Origin of the sequence: Roseateles saccharophilus (assembly GCF_031458095.1) — a bacterium.
GTDB classification, from domain to species: Bacteria; Pseudomonadota; Gammaproteobacteria; order Burkholderiales; family Burkholderiaceae_C; genus Pelomonas; species Pelomonas saccharophila_A.
Genome location: NZ_JAVDXU010000003.1, coordinates 47,101 through 63,250 on the forward strand (window position 1 = coordinate 47,101; position 16,150 = coordinate 63,250).

A 16,150-nucleotide genomic window follows, 5' to 3' on the forward strand; every position below is an offset into this window, starting at 1 on the left:
TGCTTACTTGACGTGGCTCAGCACGAAGTGCGTCAGCAGGCCCACCGGCCGGCCGGTCGCGCCCTTGGCGGCGCCACCCTTCCAGGCCGTGCCGGCGATGTCCAGATGGCCCCAGCGGTACTTGCTGGCGAAGCGCTGCAGGAACTTGGCCGCCGTGATGGAGCCGCCCGCGCGGCCGGCGATGTTGGCGACGTCGGCGAAGTTGCTCTTCAGGCCCTCGGCGTAGTCGTCGTCCAGCGGCATGCGCCAGCAGGGGTCGAGGGCCGCATCGCCAGCGGCGGCCAGGGAGGCGGCCAGCGCATCGTCGCTGGCATACATGCCGCTGCGCACGCCGCCCAGGGCGATCACGCACGCGCCGGTCAGCGTCGCGACGTCGACGACGACGGCGGGCTTGAAGCGCTCGGCATAGGTCAGCGCATCGCAGAGGATGAGGCGGCCTTCGGCGTCGGTGTTGAGGATCTCGATGGTCTGGCCGGACATCGACGTGACGACGTCGCCCGGCTTGACCGCATGACCGCTGGGCATGTTCTCGCAGGCCGCGACGATCATGACGAGATTGAGCTTGGGCTTGAGCTCGGCCACTGCGCGCAGCGTGCCGATGACGCTGGCCGCGCCGCCCATGTCGAACTTCATCTCGTCCATCTCGGCACCCGGCTTCAGCGAGATGCCGCCGGTGTCGAAGGTGATGCCCTTGCCCACCAGCACGACCGGCGCCACCGTCTTGGCCGCGCCTTCATAGCGGGCGACGATGAAGCGCAGCGGCTCGTCCGAGCCCTGGGCCACGGCCAGGAAGCTGCCCATGCCGAGCTTCTCGACGGCCTTGCGGTCCAGCACCTCGACCTTCAGGCCGTGGGTCTTGCCCAGCTCCTGCACGACCTGGCCGAGGTAGGTCGGCGTCGCGTAGTTGGCCGGACGGTTGGCGCATTCACGCGCCAGCTCGACGCCGGCGGCGATGGCCTCGCCGCGTGCCAGGCCGGCCTTGGCCGCCTTCACGTCGGCCTTGCCCACCAGCAGGCTGACCTTGGCCAGCTTGGGCGCGGCCGGTGCGCTGGGCTTGGTGTGGCGGTAAAGATAGACCGCATCGGTGGCGGCGAGGGCCGCCTGCTCGGCCAGCGACTCGGCCAGACCGGCGTCAAAGCCTGCAAACGCCACAGACGCGCTGACCGCGCCACGCGACTTGATCTGGGACAGGCCGGCTGCCAGTGCAGCGCGCGCCGCGGCCAGCGTGGTCTTGCCGCTGGCGGCCAGCACGAGGCGGGGCGCCTTGACGCCTTCGGCATGGGTCAGCGTGACAGCCTGGCCGCCCTTCAGCGCGAAGTCGCCGAGCTTGATGGCGGCCTGGGCATGCCTGGCCACCACCGCATCCAGGCCCTTGGGCAGGGCCTCGCCGCCAAGCACGACGACCAGGGCGTCGGCGCCTGCGCCCGCGAGCGCATCGAGCTCAGCGGTTTGAATCTTGAAGTCCATAATGACTGGAAGTAGATAGAAGTGCGTTTGATGTTATTCGATTCATCCACGCGATCGGAGTTGGCCAAGAGCTTCGGCGTCACCCTGGTGGTCATCCTGACCATCATGTTGACGTCGACCCTGATCCGCACCCTGGGCCAGGCCGCCGGCGGCAATGTGGCGCCGCAGGATGTCGTGCTGCTGATGGGCTACGCCACCATCGCCCACCTGGCGACCATGCTCATCCTGTCGCTGTTCATCGCCGTCGTCATCACGCTGAGCCGCTTCTACCGCGAGTCCGAGATGACGATCTGGTTTGCCAGCGGCATCCCGCTGTCGCGCTTCGTGAGGCCGGTGCTGCGCATGGCCTGGCCGGTGCTGCTGGGCGTCATCGTGCTGGAGCTGCTGGTCTGGCCCTGGGGCAACCAGAACAGCGCCGAGTTGCGCGACCGCTACCAGAAGCGCGGCGACCTCTCGCGCGTCGCCCCCGGTCAGTTCCAGACCTCGCGTGATGGCAGCCGGGTCTTCTTCATCGAACGCGACGGTGACAACGCCGCCACCGGCCGCAACGTCTTCATCCTGTCCAACCAGCATGAGCGCGAGTCGGTGACGACCTCGGCCCGCGGCCACCTGGAGATGGAAGGCGACGACCGCTACCTGGTGCTGGACCATGGCCAGCGCAACGAGACGCAGATGAAGTCCGGCGAGAAAAGCCTGGCCCGCTTCGAGCAGTACAAGGTCATGACCGACACCCAGGTGCTGGCCAATGCCAATCAGCTGCCGCCCAAGGCCATGGCCACGCTGGACCTGCTGCGCCTGCCCACGCCCAAGAACCAGGGCGAGCTGGCCTGGCGCTTGGGCATGATCCTAGGCGGCTTCAACATGGCCTTGCTCGGCGTCGGCCTGTCGGCCTCCAACCCGCGCCGCGCCAGCAACTGGAACCTGTTGTTCGCCCTGCTCGCCTTCATCGTCTACTTCAACCTCATCAACCTGTCGCAGTCCTGGGTCGGCAATGGCCGCGTCAGCCTGGGTCGGGGCCTGCTGGTCGTGCACGGCAGCGCCCTCTTCCTGGCCCTGGCCGTCATCTGGCTGCGCGACAACGCCAACCGCTTCTGCCTGCGTCGCCGCACGGTCAAAGAGGCAGCGGCATGAGGACCGTCCGCGCCCTGCTCTACAAGGACATCGCCGGCTCCGTCCTGCTCGTCGCCCTGGCCTTCCTGTCGCTGTTCTTCTTCATCGACTTCGTCGACGAGATCGAGCGAATGGCTCGCATCGGCGCCGGCGCCGGCAAGGCCGCGTTGCTGGCCGCGATGGAGCTGCCGGGGCGTTTCTACGAGATGTTCCCCATCGCCGTGCTGATCGGCGCCATCGTCGCGCTGGCGCGCATGGCGCAGAGCAGCGAGTTCACCATCCTGCGCACCGGCGGCCTCGGCCCCAGGCGGGCGCTGGAATTGCTGGCTGGCCTGGCCGCCGCGTTCGCCGTCCTGACCTTCGTCGTCGGTGACTACGTCGCGCCGCACTTCGAGCGCGAAGGCGATGAGATGCGCGCCCGCTTCAGCCATGATGCCAACCCGGCCAAGCGCGGCGCCTGGCTGAAGGACCACCAGAAGATCGACGGCCAGGAGCGCAGCTATTCGGTCAAGGTCGGCCGCGTCGGCAGCGGCGGCGACCTGGAAGACGTGCGCATCTTCGAGTTCGACGACCAGGGCCGGCTGATGTCCCGCACCGAAGCCGAGAAGGTCGACGTCGACGGCCAGGGCCTGTGGCATCTGCAGGCCGTCAAGCGCACGGTCTGGAACCCCGGCACGACGACGGCCAGCGGCAGCGTCGGCGAGGTCGTCGTCAGCGAACAGAGGATGGACAAGCTGGACTGGCAGAGCTCGCTGCACGCCGGCGTCATCGCCGCGGCCGTGCTGCCGGCCATGTCCATGTCGACGCTGGAGCTCTACCGCTACACCGAGCATCTGTCGGCCCAGGAGCAGTCGGCCCAGGCCCACAACATCCAGTTCTGGCGCAAGGCCTTCTATCCCTTCGCCTGCTTCGTCATGGTGGCCCTGGCCCTGCCCTTCGCCTATCTGCACGGCCGCTCGGGCGGCATCAGCATCAAGGTCTTCGGCGGCATCATGCTGGGCATCAGCTTCGTGCTGCTGAACAACGTGGCCGGCCACCTGGGCCTCTTGAAGAACTGGACGCCCTGGGTCGTCGCGGCGACGCCCAGCCTGCTCTATATGGGGCTGTCGATGGCGGCCTTTACTTGGCTGGTGAGATACCGATGAGCGAAGGGTTGCTGCTCTTCGCCCACGGTGCACGCGACCCTGCCTGGGCCAGGCCTTTCGAAGTGATTTCCGAGCGCCTGCGCGCCGCAAGGCCAACGACGCCGCTGGCCATGGCCTATCTCGAATTCATGTCGCCCGGCATCGAAGACGCCGCCGAGCAGCTGGTGGCCGCGGGCTGCACCCGCGTGCATGTGCTGCCCCTCTTCCTTGGCACCGGCGGCCATGTCCGACGCGACATCCCGCCCCTGCTCGACCAGCTGCGCGAACGCCATGCCATCGAGTGGGTGCTGCACGCGCCGCTCGGCGAACAGGAAGCCGTCCTTCAAGCGATCAGCCTGGCCTGCCTGGCCGTCCTCGAATGAATCTGCATCAATTCCGCTTCGTCCAGGAAGCCGCCCGCCGCAACCTCAACCTGACCGAGACGGCCAAGGCCTTGTTCACGTCGCAACCCGGCGTGTCCAAGGCCATCCTCGAGCTGGAGGAGGAGCTGGGCGTCGACATCTTCTCGCGCCACGGCAAGCGGCTGCGCCGCATCACCGAGCCGGGCCAGCAGGTGCTGGCCTGCATCGAGATCATCCTGCGCGAGGTCGGCAACCTCAAGCGCATCGGCGAGGAGTACTCGCGCCAGGACAGCGGCACCTTCTCCATCGCCACCACCCACACCCAGGCCCGCTATGTGCTGCCCGCACCGGTGGCCCAGCTGCGCAAGAACCTGCCGCAGCTGCGCATCAGCCTGCACCAGGGCAGCCCCGACCAGGTCGCCAAGATGCTGCTCGACGAAACTGCCGACCTCGGCCTCGCGACCGAGTCATTGGCCCAGTATCCAGAGCTCGTCACCCTGCCCTGCTATGAATGGCAGCACGTCATGGTCGTGCCGCGCGAGCATCCGCTGGCCAGCGCCGAGCGCATCAGCCTGGAACAACTCGCCAGCGAGCCGCTGGTGTCCTATCACCCCAGCTTCACCGGCCGCACCCGCATCGACAAGGCCTTCGCCTCGCGTCATCTGACGCCAAACATCGTCCTCGAGGCCATCGACTCCGACGTCATCAAGACCTATGTGCGCCTGGGCATGGGCGTGGGCATCGTGGCCGAGATGGCCATGCGCGAGGAGCCTGCCAACAGCGACCTCGTCGCCAAGCCGCTGGGCACGCTGCTGGGCAGCAATGTGACGCGCATCGCCTTCAAGCGCGGCGCCTATCTGCGCAACTACGTCTATGCCTTCGCCGAGCTGCTGTCGGACCGGCTGAGCCGCAAGCTGATCGAAAAGGCCATGAGCGGCGACGCCGACGACTTCGATCTCTAGGGCCTGCGAACCCCACGGCAATGGGCCGCGTTGTGGCCAGAAAGGCCGCAGGCACGACAGCAGACCGCAAGCTGGGTGTCGACCCAGCGAGGATCTGCAACACAGCATGCGGCCTTTCTGGCCACAACCCTCCGGGAAGGTCCGCCGCAAGGGGCCACTCGTTGTTGCAGCCCTGGCCCGCACACGAGTGCGGGCGGCGCGCTGCGTCTAGATTGGCCCCTTGCGGCGGGCCTTCGCGACCCATTGCCGTGGGGTTCGCAGGCCCTAAAGCTGGCTGTCGCCGAACTTGGAGTCGATCGGCAGCATCAGGTCGACCTCGTCGCCGCGCAGGCCGGCCTCGAACAGATCGCGGGCCACGCTGTACAGGGTCAGCAGGTCGCGATAGGCCGGCAGCTCGAAGCTTTGCACGCCGGGGCCGCTGCCGCGGGCCAGCAGGTCCTGCAGCATCTGCATGGCCGCGCTCGGGTCGGACCAGACCACCTGCAGATGCGCGATCACGCTGGGGTTGGTGTCCAGGCCGCGCCCGCGTGCCAGGCTTTGCGACCACTGCGGCGCCAGCACGCGAAAGCGCGGCTCGAACTGCTTGACGAGCTCGGCAAACACCTCGGGCTCGCCGCGCTGCTGGCAGAGCTCCATCAACATCAGATAAGGCATGGCCCCGGCATTGCCGCGCGCCAGCCGCGTGGCCAGCAGGTCGGCCGCCGCCTCGTGCTGGCCGAGCAGTTGCAGGAAGTCGACCTGTTGCTGCAGGTCCAGCAAGTCGTCCGCCACGGTCATCTCGTTGGACAGCGTCGGCGCGGCCGCGGCCTGAGCGGGCAGAGGCTGGGTGGCCTGCATGGACAGCGGGATGGTTGCCGCAACCGGTGCGGGCGCCGAGATGGGCGCCGGTGGCCAGGGCATGGGCCGGGGCTGGGGTCGCGTGGCCTGGTGCTGGCCTTCGTCCGGCAGCATGGCGGCCAGGCCGGCGACGGGTGGCGCCATGCCGGGCGAAGGCTGCTGCGGCACCGCCACCGGCACGCCGGCACCTTCGGCGGCATGCAAGGCGCGCCAGTAGGCCAGCTCACGGCGCGTGCGCTCATCGCGCCAACGGCTGCCATAGAAGGCGGCCGCACCGGCCAGCAGGCTCAAACCCAGCGTCAGCACCCAGGTCATGGGATCGCGATAGGGCGAGGCATGCGGGCTGCGCACCGCCGCGGGAGGCGGCGTCACCTCTGGCGCAGAGGCGCGAGGGATCGCGGCCGCGGCGGATGCGGCGGCCTCGGCCTGCAAGCGGGCCTCCAGCTCGGCGCGCAACTGGGCCACGGTCTGCTCGAGCTGGGTGATCTGGGCCTCCAGCTCGGGACTCAGCTCGGTCTCGGCGGCACTGGCGGGCTGGACGGGCCGCGGCGCCTCGGCCACCAGCACCTCGGGCCTTTCCAGCACCAGGCGCGGTCCGGCGGCACGTGGCTTGGGCCGGGGCTTGGGCGGCGGGGCCTGCGCGACCAGACGCCCCGTCGGCTCGGCGACCGGGAGGGGTGCCGGTGCTGGAACCGGATTTGCGGGTGGCGGCGGCGCGGTGGCGCCCCCTTGCGGGTCGATGAAAAGATTGAACTCGCGCGTCAGCCGCAGCGGGCAGCCCAGGGCCAGTGTGATGCGCAAGGCCGGCTCGTCGATACGGGCCAGGCTTTGCAGGCGGATGCGCTGCTGGCCGGGTTCACCCTCGACGCGCAGCTGCAACAGACCGGCCGGCACGCGCGCATCGCCGGCCGAGACCTCGGCACGCAGACAGGAATCGCCGAGCTGTTCGCCCTCGGCCAAGGTCAGCGGGATGCTGGCGTCCAGCGGCTTGCCTAGGCCAGAGTGGATCAGCGGTCGGCCTAGCCCCAGTGCCTCGGCACCCTGGGGCACCAGGCCGAACAGCAGTGCCAGAGCAGGAGTGAGGGCACCCAGCAACGTCGGGCGCAGGGCCGTGAAGGGCATTGACTGCGGGCGTCTAGCTATCGGTTGAATGAGGGGGTGGAGACAGCGCGGATCACTCTAGCATGGGGGCACCCGCCGAAGACCCCATTCCCAGGGGATGCGCGGGCGGCACAATGCCTCCCAAGCCATGAACTCACTCACCCTCACCCCCGCCGAACGGCAGCAGATCGATCAGGGCGCCTGGTTCTCCAAGCTCTCCGAGCCGCTGCGCAACGACATCCTGCAGCGCGCCTTCGTGCGCCGCCTGCCCGACGAGACCATGTTGTCCCACCGCGGCGAGCCCGCCGAGGAGTGGTCGGCCGTGGCCAAGGGGGCCGTGCGCGTCAGCTCGGTGTCGCTGGCCGGCAAGCAGATCTCGTTGACCTATGTCGAGCCCGGCACCTGGTTCGGCGACATCGCCCTCTTCGACGGGCTGCCGCGCACCCATGACGCCTATGCCCATGGCGAGACCACGCTGCTGAGCGTGCGCAAGGCCGACTTCCGCGCCCTGCTGCAGGCCCATTCCGAGCTCTACGACGCCCTGCTGAGGCTGAACTGCCGCCGGCTGCGCCTGATGTTCGACATGATCGAGGACCTCAACACCCGACCCCTGGCCGCGCGCCTGGCCAAGCAGGTACTGCTGCTGGCGCGCTCCTATGGCGTGCAGGAAGGCGACGAGATCCGCATCGGCCTGCAACTGGCGCAGGAGGACCTCGCTCAGTTGCTCGGCGCCTCGCGCCAGCGCGTCAACCAGGAACTGAAGGCCTTTGAGCGCGAAGGCGCGGTACGGGTGGAGCCGACCCGCCTGGTGGTGTTGAGCCGCGAGAAGCTGTTGGCCGCAGCGTCGCGCTGAAGTTCGGCCCCTCGTCCAAGGTGCACCTTGGACGTCCCCCAAGGGGACGGTGATGCTTGCGGCGTTGAGCCGCAAGCACATCATCAAAGCGGGCCGCCTAGGGAGCGGCCCGGCGCTCGGCCCGCAGAAGTAGCATGACGCTGGTGCGACACGGTATGTCTGAGCTGGCTCGCACAATGCGCCCATGGAAGCATTCACCGGCACCCGCCCCCTTGCCCAACCGCTGGACACCGCCGCCCTCGAGGCTTGGCTGGCCGCCCATGTCGACGGCTTTGCCGGGCCGCTGACGATCGAGCAGTTCAAGGGCGGCCAGTCCAATCCGACCTATCTGCTGAAGACCCCGGGTGCGCAATACGTGATGCGCAGCAAGCCCGGCCCGGTGGCCAAGCTGCTGCCCTCGGCCCATGCCATCGAGCGCGAGTTCCAGGTCATGGGCGCCTTGGCCGGCACCGACGTGCCCGTGCCGGCCATGTACGCCCTGTGCGAGGACGAGGCCGTCATCGGCCGCGCCTTCTACGTCATGTCCTTCATGCCCGGCCGGGTGCTGTGGGACCAGAGCCTGCCCGGCATGAGCAATGCCGAGCGCGCGGCCCACTATGACGAGATGAACCGCGTCATCGCGGCCCTGCACCAGGTCGACTTCAAGGCCCGCGGCCTCGAAGCCTATGGCAAGCCCGGCAACTACTTCGAGCGCCAGATCGGCCGCTGGAGCAAGCAATACCTGGCCTCGGTGACCGAGCCCAACCCGGCCATGGACTCGCTGCTGCAATGGCTGCCGGCCCATATCCCGGCCTCGGCACGCGACGAGAGCGAAGTCAGCATCGTCCATGGCGACTACCGCATGGACAACGTCGTCTTCCACCCCACCGAGGCGCGCGTCATCGCCGTGCTGGACTGGGAGCTGTCCACGCTGGGCCATCCGCTGGCCGACTTCAGCTACCACTGCATGAGCTGGCATATCCAGACCTCGGGCGCCGCGCGCGGCCTGGGCGGCGTCAACCTCGCCGAGCTGGGCATCCCGAGCGAGCGCGAGTATGTGCAGCGCTACTGCGAGCGCACCGGCCGCGCCGATGCGGGCGCCGTCATGGCCGACTGGAACTTCTACATGGCCTACAACATGTTCCGCATCGCGGCCATCGTGCAGGGCATCGCCAAGCGCGTCGTGGACGGCACCGCCTCCAGCGCGCAAGCCAAGGAAACAGCGAAGAGCGCCAAACCACTCGCCGAGCTGGCCTGGAGCTTCGCGCAGAAAACGTGAGAGCCGTACGAGGTGCGGGCCGAGCGACGGGCCGCCCCTAGCCGGCCCGCGTTGGGCGATGTGCTTGCCGGTCGAGCCGGCAAGCATCGCCGTCCCCTCGGGGGACCGGTCAGACTTGCCGGCGTTCAGAGCGGCAAGGCTGGACGAGGGGCTTCAGGTCACATCGCCAGGGCGGGTTGACGGCGTCCAGGCAATCGACGTTGTCGTCGGCCAGGCCCCGCCCTCGGACAGCCGGCCGCTGACCCGCTGCGCCTCGCGTGCCGCGACCTCGAGCAGGCGTACCAGGGCCTGGACCTTGGGCAGGTCGGCCTCGCTCATCTCGGTGCGCAGATACAGATTGCCGCGCATGCTCATCAGCACGAAGGGATGCCCCTCGGGCAGCAGGTCCTGGCTGGCCTGCACCAGGGCCTCGCCGAGTTCGCCTTCGATCCACGCGCTGCTCAGCTCCTTGGTGACGCCGACGACGCCATAGCGCTGGCGCAAGATCTGCGAGGCCGCGTTGTTGAACTTGGGGAACATCACCAGCCAGCGCATCTCTTCCGGCGTGTCGGTGTCGACACGGGTCTTGAGCGTGTCGGTATAGGCCTCGAAGACGGCGCGCTCCAGGTTCTCCATCAGGGCGCGGCACAGCACCATCATCTGCAGGTCGTGGTGCAGGCCCATCTCGCAGCGCATGCGCAGCTCCGTGCCCGGCAGATAGCTGCGCTGGGACACGCCCCATTCGATGCGCAGCGGCCCGGGCAGGGCCTTGGGCTGCTCGATGAGGAAGCCCTGGCCGTCGCGCGTCTGCGAGAACTCGGCGCCGCGTGCCTCGGCCCAGTCCATGATCGGACGCCAGCGCGAGGCGTTGGCGCGCGTCACGAGCCAGTGCTTGACTTGCTTTACCACCATGAGTCGTGAGGAAGTCTGAGAATGGGGCCTGCTTGCTAGGCACACCGCATGGAGGCGACGAATGATCGAAGTGTATTCATGGCCCACGCCCAACGGCCACAAGGTGCACATCATGCTGGAGGAGTGCCGTCTCGCCTACCGGGTGCATCCCGTGGACATCGGTGCCGGTGAGCAATTCGCCCCGAACTTCCTCGCCATCAGCCCCAACAACAAGATCCCGGCCATCACCGACCCGGACGGCCCCGACGGCAAACCCATCTCGCTGTTCGAGAGCGGCGCCATCCTGCTCTACCTGGCGGGCAAGACCGGCAAGCTGCTGCCCGCCGACGTGCATGGCAAATACGAGGTGCTGCAGTGGCTGATGTTCCAGATGGGCGGCGTCGGCCCCCTGCTGGGCCAGGCGCATCACTTCCGCATCTATGCGCCCGAGAAGATTGACTACGCCATCGACCGCTACACCAACGAGGCCCGGCGCCTCTACAGCGTCATCAACAAGCGCCTCGCGCATTCGACCTATGTCGGCGGGGGCGACTACAGCATCGCCGACATCGCCATCTTCCCCTGGCTGCGCTCCTGGAAGAACCAGGGCGTCGAGATGAGCGACTACCCGCATCTGAAGGGCTGGTTCGACGAGATCGCCAAGCGCCCGGCGGTGCAGCGCGGCGTCGAGGTGCTGGCCGGCGCGCGCAAGCCGCTGACCGACGACAAGGCCCGCGAGGTGCTGTTCGGCCGGCGCCAGATGGAACAGCGCTGAGGCGGGTCAGCGCGGCTCCAGGCGCAGCTCGCGATGCGCCGGCGGCAGGCCCTGGCTGGCGAGGATGAGGGGTTCGTGCGCTGCCAGGACGCCGGGCATATAAGCGGCCTGCTGCTGAACATCAGCCAGCGCGAGCACCACCGGCTGGTCGGCGAAGGCCAGCACATCGGGCGCACCCAGCCCCATGGAAGACGCCTCCAGGGCCGGATCGGCGAAGACCTGCAGCGCCGCGGCCCCGACGCTGCCCGGGCGAAGTGGTGGCACATGCAGCGCCAGCCGCCCCTCGGCGTCGCTCGCGCCTTCGTGAACGCGGCCTTCGCCATCGATCAGGCACACGCGGGCCCAGATTGCCGGCTCGCCATTCGCCTGCCAGGTGAGCAGACCATAGACGCTGCACACACCCGGCGGCGGCCTGCGTGTCGGCGCGCTGAGCAGGCCCACCCGCATCATGCGCATGCCGCCCACCACCCGGTCACTGAGGATCTGGCCCACCGGCCGGGCCGGCAGCGGCCACGGCAGGCTCAGCGGCTGGAAGCGTTGCAGTTCATCGCGCACCAGCACGTCGGCACACGCCACCTCCTGGGGCTGGCGCCAGCGCTCGGGCAGGTCCGGCCACACATGCAGGCCCGAAGGCGTGAAGACCGAACGGCCGAGCAGCCGGCCGCCGCCACGCTGCACCAGGCAGCAGCGCAGGCCGGTCGTGATGAGGTCGCCGCTGGCCAGGTCGACGAACACCAGCGCTTCGCCCACCGGCAGCCGCAGGCGCTCCAGTGTCGGTTCGCGCCTTGTTGTCGTGACTGCCATGACCCGATCCTAGGAAGGAGGGGGTGTAACAGTCACCCTGCTTGTTAGGGGCGCACGCCCGGCGGCTGCATCGCCATGCCGGCCGAGCGGCGCGCCAGATACACCTCCAGCGCCAGCAACTCGGCGCTGTCCCAGTCCCACACCGTCGCCCGTACGCCGTTCAGGCAGCCCCGCAGGCGGCGCTGCAGGCTGCCCAGGGACTGCCATTCGAGGCGGTAGACGGGATAGTCGTCGACATGGGCCTGGGGAATCAGGCTGCCGCCCAGGCGCAGGCCGGCACGTTCATCGTGGCATTGGGCGCAGGACAGGTTGAGGGCGCCGATGCGGGTCATGTAGAGCTGCTGGCCGCGCTTGGCGGCGGCATCCAGTTCGGGGCCACGCGGCGGTGTGAGAGACAGTCCGCGAGACTGCTGAGCGACCAGGGCCGTCAGCGCCAGCAGGGCTTCGGCTTGCGGCCCCCAGGCGGATTGCTGCTGGTGGCGGACGCGACAACGCTGGATACGCCCGGGCAGGTCGAGCAGGCCCTGGTCGAAGGCCGGATAGCGTGCCGCCGCGCCGCGCAGCTTCTCGGGCTCGCCATGGCAGCCGGCGCAGGACTTCGGGCCTTGCCGCCACAGCTCGCGGCCCAGAGCCAGGGCCAGTTGGGCGGGATGCTGGGCGTCATCGGCCTGCAGGGTGCGCAGGGCCGGGCTCATGGTGTCGCGGCCGGAGCGGCGCTCGTCGGCGTGAGCCGCCAAGGCGACGACGAGAAGCAGCGCTGCCCTCATGTGACGTTCAGCGTGCGGGTCTCGCGATGCTCGAAGCCGTTGTCGCCGCGCCAGACAAGACTCAGCTCACCGGGCTTGTCGGCCCTCATCCAGAAGGCGAGATAGGGATTGGCCGAGATCGCTGCGAACAGGTCGGCCGTGAAGATCGGTTCGCCATCCAGCCGGCATTCGAAACGGCGCACCAGATCGCGCGGCAGGCGGGCGCCCTCGTCGCTGCTGCGGTAGCCCGTTTCCATCGCGTGGGCCACCGTGACCCTCACTTCAAAGGCCTCGCCGGGCTTGATGGCGGCAGGCAAGGTGATGACGGCTCGTGTTGCCATCAGGGCTCCACGCAGGCGGCCAGCGTCACGATGACGTCGACGCCAGCCTGCCAGCAGCGTCCGTCGGCTGCCTTGGCCACCGCGACGATGCGCTGGCTGCGTGCCAGGCGCATGCGCGTGCTGAACTCGGGCCTGGCGACAGCCGCGCCCAAGGCGACATGGACGACCTCGGGCTCGGGGTTCAATGGCGTGAACAGGGCCAGCCCCACGACGGCCTCGTTCGCCACAATGCGCACCGGCACCGCATTGCCGTTCTCCACCAGTTCGGCCATCTCGATCTTCAGATTGCCGGGCTCGGGGTTGCGCCCGGCCCAGGCGCGGATGGCCACGCGCATGGCCTCGTCACTGGCCTGCGCCTCCGGCAGCAGCGTCCAGGCCGCAGCGGTCACGGCGAACTCGCGCCGCCTCATCTCGCCAGCGTCCCGAGATAGGCCACGATATCGTCGAGCTGCTGCTCGGTCAGTGCGGCCCTGCCCTGCCAAGTGGGCGCTACGTCGCGCAGACCTTCGGTCGAGCGAAAAGGCGGCATGACGGTGGCCGGGTTGAAGCGGCGCATGTCGGCAATGCGCTCGCGCAGGCCCTGGGCATTGAGCCGCGTCGCGATGCCGTCCAGCGGCGGCGCCAGATTGCCCTGGTTGGCATCGCCCGCTGCCGTCAACGCATGGCAGAGCAGGCACAGGCTCTGGCTGCGGTCGGCCACGAGGGCACGGCCACGCTCGACATCGCCAGCCTGCGCGCTGGTCACCAGCAGCAAGGCCAGCAAAGCGCGCATCAGACCAGCTTGTGCTTGGACAGCGGTAGCTCGCGGATGCGCTTGCCCGTCGCCGCGAAGACAGCGTTCAGCACCGCCGGTGCCGCGACGGCAATGGTCGGCTCGCCAACGCCGCCCCAGAAGCCACCCGACGGCATGCAGATCGTCTCGACCGCCGGCATGTGCTCCATCTTCAGCACCGGGTAGGTGTCGAAGTTCTGCTGCTCGACGCGGCCGTCCTTGACGGTGATCTCGCCAAACAGCGCCGCCGACAGGCCGTAGACGAAGCTGCCCTCGACCTGGGCCGCGATCTGCTGCGGATTGACCGCATGGCCGGGGTCGGTGGCGGCGACGATGCGGTGGATCTTGAGCTCACCCTTCTTGCTCACCGACACCTCGGCGCAGGCCGCCACATAGCTGCCGAAACCCATGATCTGGGCCAGGCCCAGATGCCTTCCCTTGGCGCGCGGCTTGCCCCAACCGGCCTTGGCTGCCACGGCGTTCAGCACCGCCAGATGCTTGGGCGAATTGGCCAGCAGCTCGCGGCGCAGCTCTAGCGGGTCGCGCTTGGCGGCATGGGCCACCTCGTCGATGAAGCATTCCAGATAGACGGCGTTCTGGTTCAGGTTGACGCCGCGCCAGAAGCCCGGCGGCACCGTCGGGTTGCGCATCGCATGGTCGACGAGCAGATTCGGCACCGCATAGCCCAGCGCGCCTTCCGCGCCACCGGCGTTCAGTCCTTGGAAGACGACCGGGTCCTTCCCGTCCTTGATGTTCTGCGGAAAGATGCCCGCGATGATGCTCTGGCCCGAGATGCGCATATGCAGGGCCGTCAGCTTGCCCGCCGCGTCCAGGCCGGCCGTCAGCTTGCACTGGGTGACCGGGTGGTAGCGGCCGTGGGTCATGTCCTCCTCGCGGCTCCAGATCAACTTGACCGGCGTGCCGGGCAGCTCCTTGGCGATGGCCACGGCCTGGCGCACCCAGTCGTGCACCGCGCCGCGCCGACCGAAGCCGCCGCCCAGGTGCAGCTTGTAGACCTCGCATTGCGCCGGCGGGAGGCCCGACGATTCGGCGGCCGCGGCCAGCGCCGCCTCGCCGTTCTGCGTCGGCGTCCAGACCTCGCAGCGCTGCGGCGTCCATCGGGCCGTCGCGTTCATCACCTCCATGGTCGCGTGGTTCTGGTGCGGGTAGCTGTAGACGGCCTCGACCTTCCTGGCCGCACCGGCCAGCGCCGCCTTCACATCGCCCTGACTGCTGCCGACGGCGGCCTCGGGAGCCTCCAGGCCAGCCTTCAGCGTGGCTGCCGTGTCGGCGCTGTTCTGCGCGATATTGGCGCCCTCGTCCCAGACGATGGGCAGGGCCTCCAGCGCCGTCTTGGCCCGCCACCAGGTGTCGGCCACGACGGCCACCGCCGAGTCGCCCACCTTGACGACCTTCTTGACGCCCGGCCTGCCCTCGATGGCCGCGGCGTCGAAGCTCTTGAGCTTGCCGCCGAAGACGGGGCAGTCCTTGATCGCCGCGTTCAGCATGCCGGGCAGCTGCAGGTCCATGCCGTAGACGAGGGAGCCGTCGAGCTTGGGTTTGGTGTCCAGCCGCTTCATCGGTTTGCCCGCCAGCGTCCAGTCCTTGGCGGGCTTGAGCTGGATGTCGGCCGGCGCGGCCAGCTCGGCGGCCTCGGCGGCCAGCTGGCCATAACTCAGCTTCTTGCCGGCGTGCAGCACCCAGCCCCTGGCCGTCGTGCATTCGACGACCGACACCTGCCACTGGTTGGCGGCGGCCTGGATCAGCAGGGCCCGGGCCAGGGCCCCGCCCTTGCGCACATACTCGTGCGACTCACGCACGCCGCGGCTGCCACCGGTGCTCATGCTGCCCCAGGCGCGGTTGCGCGCCAGGTTCTGGCCCGGCGTCGGGTACTCGGTCTTGACCTTGCTCCAGTCGCACTCGAGCTCCTCGGCGACGAGCTGGGCCAGGCCGGTCAGCGTGCCCTGCCCCATCTCGGACCGCGCGATGCGGATGACGGTGGTTTCATCGGGCAAGACCTGCACCCAGGCGTTCAGCTCGGGCGCGGCCTCGGCCTGCTGGGCCAGACCGGGCACATGGAAGCCCACCATCAGGCCACCGGCGGCCGCCGAAGTCGTGTGCAGGAAGGACCTGCGCGAGAGGACGGCGCTCATGCCTGACCTCCGTCAATGACGATGGGGATCTGCTTGCGCTGCACCTGGCCGGCGGCCAGATGGATGGCGGCGCGCACGCGGTTGTAGGTGCCGCAGCGACAGATATTGGTCATGGCAGCGTCGATGTCGGCATCGGTGGGCTTGGGCTTGGCTTTCAGCAGGGCGGCGGCGGCCATCAGCATGCCGCTCTGGCAGAAGCCGCACTGCGGCACATCCAGCGCATCCCAGGCCTTCTGCAATGGGTGCGAGGCATTGGGCGCCAGGCCCTCGATGGTGGTGATCTTCTGCGCCGACGTCAGCGCCGAGGCCGGCATCACGCAGCTGCGCACCGGCGCGCCGTCGACATGGACCGTGCAGGCCCCGCACTGCGCGACACCGCAGCCATATTTGGTGCCCGTGAGGCTGAGCTGCTCGCGCAGCACCCAGAGCAGGGGCGTGTCGGCTTCCGCCTCGAACTGCACCCGCTTGCCGTTGACCGTCAACTCCGCCATGCCGCTTGCTCCCATCCGCCAACGCTGGCGGGCGCGGGGCAGCCTAGCAGCATCGACCCCCTTCTGTCTTCAGGATGCTCGTCCGGTAACGCCCATCGCTTCGCATTGGCGCTGGCACAGAGGC

The 16,150-nt window shown here is 68.9% G+C and carries 17 protein-coding genes; 7 read left to right on the top strand and 10 right to left on the bottom strand.

Going from position 1 to position 16,150, the window contains the following annotated elements:
- Window positions 1-3: 3 nt before the first annotated feature.
- Window positions 4-1,467 carry a leucyl aminopeptidase gene (locus J2X20_RS19170; protein WP_310267965.1) on the bottom strand — a complete coding sequence of 488 codons (1,464 nt, stop codon included), beginning with the start codon at window positions 1,465-1,467 and terminating at the stop codon, window positions 4-6.
- Between the two features lie 30 nt (window positions 1,468-1,497).
- Between J2X20_RS19170 and lptF the strand changes: the two genes are divergently transcribed.
- From lptF to J2X20_RS19190, 4 genes are read left to right on the top strand one after another with little or no spacing between them, the layout of a single operon-like run.
- Window positions 1,498-2,598, top strand: a complete 1,101-nt coding sequence (gene lptF, locus J2X20_RS19175) for an LPS export ABC transporter permease LptF (RefSeq protein WP_310267967.1) — start codon at window positions 1,498-1,500, stop codon at window positions 2,596-2,598.
- Window positions 2,595-3,722: an LPS export ABC transporter permease LptG gene (gene lptG / locus J2X20_RS19180; RefSeq protein ID WP_310267970.1), complete on the top strand. Its 1,128-nt coding sequence runs from the start codon at window positions 2,595-2,597 to the stop codon at window positions 3,720-3,722. Before lptF ends, lptG begins: the two co-directional genes overlap by 4 nt.
- Window positions 3,719-4,084: a sirohydrochlorin chelatase gene (locus J2X20_RS19185; RefSeq protein ID WP_310267973.1), complete on the top strand. Its 366-nt coding sequence runs from the start codon at window positions 3,719-3,721 to the stop codon at window positions 4,082-4,084. The genes lptG and J2X20_RS19185 overlap by 4 nt, the downstream gene beginning before the upstream one ends.
- Window positions 4,081-5,025, top strand: a complete 945-nt coding sequence (locus J2X20_RS19190) for a CysB family HTH-type transcriptional regulator (protein ID WP_310267975.1) — start codon at window positions 4,081-4,083, stop codon at window positions 5,023-5,025. The genes J2X20_RS19185 and J2X20_RS19190 overlap by 4 nt, the downstream gene beginning before the upstream one ends.
- A gap of 264 nt (window positions 5,026-5,289) precedes the next feature.
- Here the strand turns inward: J2X20_RS19190 and J2X20_RS19195 are convergent, their stop codons facing one another.
- The gene (locus tag J2X20_RS19195) at window positions 5,290-6,984 is read right to left on the bottom strand and encodes a type IV pilus assembly protein FimV (RefSeq protein WP_310267980.1); all 1,695 of its coding nucleotides are present in this window, start codon (window positions 6,982-6,984) and stop codon (window positions 5,290-5,292) included.
- A 127-nt stretch (window positions 6,985-7,111) separates the two neighbouring features.
- Here J2X20_RS19195 and J2X20_RS19200 point away from each other — a divergent pair, with 127 nt between their 5' ends.
- Both J2X20_RS19200 and J2X20_RS19205 read left to right on the top strand, forming a co-directional pair.
- Window positions 7,112-7,816, top strand: a complete 705-nt coding sequence (locus J2X20_RS19200) for a Crp/Fnr family transcriptional regulator (protein WP_310267981.1) — start codon at window positions 7,112-7,114, stop codon at window positions 7,814-7,816.
- Window positions 7,817-8,000: 184 nt separating this feature from the next.
- On the top strand, window positions 8,001-9,074 hold the full coding sequence (locus J2X20_RS19205) for a phosphotransferase (protein WP_310267983.1): 1,074 nt from the start codon (window positions 8,001-8,003) through the stop codon (window positions 9,072-9,074).
- A gap of 153 nt (window positions 9,075-9,227) precedes the next feature.
- On the opposite strand, the gene J2X20_RS19210 is transcribed toward J2X20_RS19205, so the two are convergent.
- A complete protein-coding gene (locus tag J2X20_RS19210) occupies window positions 9,228-9,935 on the bottom strand; it encodes a hypothetical protein (RefSeq protein ID WP_310267984.1) in 708 nt (235 codons plus the stop codon).
- Between the two features lie 91 nt (window positions 9,936-10,026).
- Here J2X20_RS19210 and J2X20_RS19215 point away from each other — a divergent pair, with 91 nt between their 5' ends.
- On the top strand, window positions 10,027-10,719 hold the full coding sequence (locus J2X20_RS19215; protein ID WP_310267987.1) for a glutathione binding-like protein: 693 nt from the start codon (window positions 10,027-10,029) through the stop codon (window positions 10,717-10,719).
- A 6-nt stretch (window positions 10,720-10,725) separates the two neighbouring features.
- Here the strand turns inward: J2X20_RS19215 and J2X20_RS19220 are convergent, their stop codons facing one another.
- From J2X20_RS19220 to J2X20_RS19250, 7 genes are read right to left on the bottom strand one after another with little or no spacing between them, the layout of a single operon-like run.
- On the bottom strand, window positions 10,726-11,523 hold the full coding sequence (locus J2X20_RS19220; RefSeq protein ID WP_310267990.1) for a hypothetical protein: 798 nt from the start codon (window positions 11,521-11,523) through the stop codon (window positions 10,726-10,728).
- A gap of 44 nt (window positions 11,524-11,567) precedes the next feature.
- The gene (gene soxA, locus J2X20_RS19225; protein ID WP_310267991.1) at window positions 11,568-12,290 is read right to left on the bottom strand and encodes a sulfur oxidation c-type cytochrome SoxA; all 723 of its coding nucleotides are present in this window, start codon (window positions 12,288-12,290) and stop codon (window positions 11,568-11,570) included.
- Complete coding sequence (locus tag J2X20_RS19230; RefSeq protein ID WP_310267994.1) at window positions 12,287-12,610, bottom strand: thiosulfate oxidation carrier complex protein SoxZ; 324 nt, start codon at window positions 12,608-12,610, stop codon at window positions 12,287-12,289. The genes soxA and J2X20_RS19230 overlap by 4 nt, the downstream gene beginning before the upstream one ends.
- Window positions 12,610-13,020, bottom strand: a complete 411-nt coding sequence (locus J2X20_RS19235) for a thiosulfate oxidation carrier protein SoxY (RefSeq protein ID WP_310267997.1) — start codon at window positions 13,018-13,020, stop codon at window positions 12,610-12,612. The genes J2X20_RS19230 and J2X20_RS19235 overlap by 1 nt, the downstream gene beginning before the upstream one ends.
- The gene (soxX, locus tag J2X20_RS19240; protein ID WP_310267999.1) at window positions 13,017-13,382 is read right to left on the bottom strand and encodes a sulfur oxidation c-type cytochrome SoxX; all 366 of its coding nucleotides are present in this window, start codon (window positions 13,380-13,382) and stop codon (window positions 13,017-13,019) included. The genes J2X20_RS19235 and soxX overlap by 4 nt, the downstream gene beginning before the upstream one ends.
- Entirely contained in the window at window positions 13,382-15,535 is a 2,154-nt protein-coding gene (locus tag J2X20_RS19245) for a xanthine dehydrogenase family protein molybdopterin-binding subunit (protein WP_310268001.1), read from the bottom strand. The genes soxX and J2X20_RS19245 overlap by 1 nt, the downstream gene beginning before the upstream one ends.
- Window positions 15,532-16,026 (bottom strand): (2Fe-2S)-binding protein, encoded by a 495-nt coding sequence (locus J2X20_RS19250; RefSeq protein WP_310268005.1) that lies wholly within the window; start codon window positions 16,024-16,026, stop codon window positions 15,532-15,534. The genes J2X20_RS19245 and J2X20_RS19250 overlap by 4 nt, the downstream gene beginning before the upstream one ends.
- Between the last annotated feature and the right edge of the window lie 124 nt (window positions 16,027-16,150).

Coding starts and splice junctions, on each gene's coding strand:
- J2X20_RS19170 (WP_310267965.1), bottom strand. CDS start 1,467: ATGGACTTCAAGATTCAAACCGCTGAGCTCGATGCGCTCGCGGGCGCA.
- lptF (WP_310267967.1), top strand. CDS start 1,498: ATGTTATTCGATTCATCCACGCGATCGGAGTTGGCCAAGAGCTTCGGC.
- lptG (WP_310267970.1), top strand. CDS start 2,595: ATGAGGACCGTCCGCGCCCTGCTCTACAAGGACATCGCCGGCTCCGTC.
- J2X20_RS19185 (WP_310267973.1), top strand. CDS start 3,719: ATGAGCGAAGGGTTGCTGCTCTTCGCCCACGGTGCACGCGACCCTGCC.
- J2X20_RS19190 (WP_310267975.1), top strand. CDS start 4,081: ATGAATCTGCATCAATTCCGCTTCGTCCAGGAAGCCGCCCGCCGCAAC.
- J2X20_RS19195 (WP_310267980.1), bottom strand. CDS start 6,984: ATGCCCTTCACGGCCCTGCGCCCGACGTTGCTGGGTGCCCTCACTCCT.
- J2X20_RS19200 (WP_310267981.1), top strand. CDS start 7,112: ATGAACTCACTCACCCTCACCCCCGCCGAACGGCAGCAGATCGATCAG.
- J2X20_RS19205 (WP_310267983.1), top strand. CDS start 8,001: ATGGAAGCATTCACCGGCACCCGCCCCCTTGCCCAACCGCTGGACACC.
- J2X20_RS19215 (WP_310267987.1), top strand. CDS start 10,027: ATGATCGAAGTGTATTCATGGCCCACGCCCAACGGCCACAAGGTGCAC.
- J2X20_RS19220 (WP_310267990.1), bottom strand. CDS start 11,523: ATGGCAGTCACGACAACAAGGCGCGAACCGACACTGGAGCGCCTGCGG.
- soxA (WP_310267991.1), bottom strand. CDS start 12,290: ATGAGGGCAGCGCTGCTTCTCGTCGTCGCCTTGGCGGCTCACGCCGAC.
- J2X20_RS19230 (WP_310267994.1), bottom strand. CDS start 12,610: ATGGCAACACGAGCCGTCATCACCTTGCCTGCCGCCATCAAGCCCGGC.
- J2X20_RS19235 (WP_310267997.1), bottom strand. CDS start 13,020: ATGAGGCGGCGCGAGTTCGCCGTGACCGCTGCGGCCTGGACGCTGCTG.
- soxX (WP_310267999.1), bottom strand. CDS start 13,382: ATGCGCGCTTTGCTGGCCTTGCTGCTGGTGACCAGCGCGCAGGCTGGC.
- J2X20_RS19245 (WP_310268001.1), bottom strand. CDS start 15,535: ATGAGCGCCGTCCTCTCGCGCAGGTCCTTCCTGCACACGACTTCGGCG.
- J2X20_RS19250 (WP_310268005.1), bottom strand. CDS start 16,026: ATGGCGGAGTTGACGGTCAACGGCAAGCGGGTGCAGTTCGAGGCGGAA.